Below are 351 nucleotides of genomic sequence, written 5' to 3'. Positions count from 1 at the left end.
CCGTCAGCGCCCAGTTCAACACTGTTGTAGATACCGTCACTGTTGCTGTCACCCTGCAGTTCCACTAATGGAGCCGGTGCGGCCCCCGTATCCACTAAGGCGCTATCGCTGGCTTCCGGAGATGGGTTACCAACCTTGTCGATCACCTGCGCGGTCACTTCAACCTTATCACCGACCACTGAACCTTCGACCACAATACCGTTGGTTAGGTCAGCGGCGGTCACTTCACGGTCAACCAGCACGTTGCCGTTGGTATCGGTAATAATGATCTGATCGCCTTCTGCCGTCGTGGCATCCAAGGTGATCTTGGCTGTGACCGTACCATCCGCCCCCAATTCAACGCTGTTGGAG

General features: G+C 56.1%; 1 protein-coding gene. It reads right to left on the bottom strand.

Annotated features, from left to right (window positions below):
- Positions 1 to 351, bottom strand: a 351-nt coding sequence (locus ABT56_RS24295; protein ID WP_047881133.1) for a hypothetical protein, incomplete at both ends; no start/stop codon positions are given.

Source organism: Photobacterium aquae, assembly GCF_001029445.1.
Classification (GTDB): Bacteria; Pseudomonadota; Gammaproteobacteria; order Enterobacterales; family Vibrionaceae; genus Photobacterium; species Photobacterium aquae.
The sequence above is the reverse complement of the archived record's forward strand: the minus strand, read 5'-3'. Positions and strand labels throughout refer to the sequence as shown.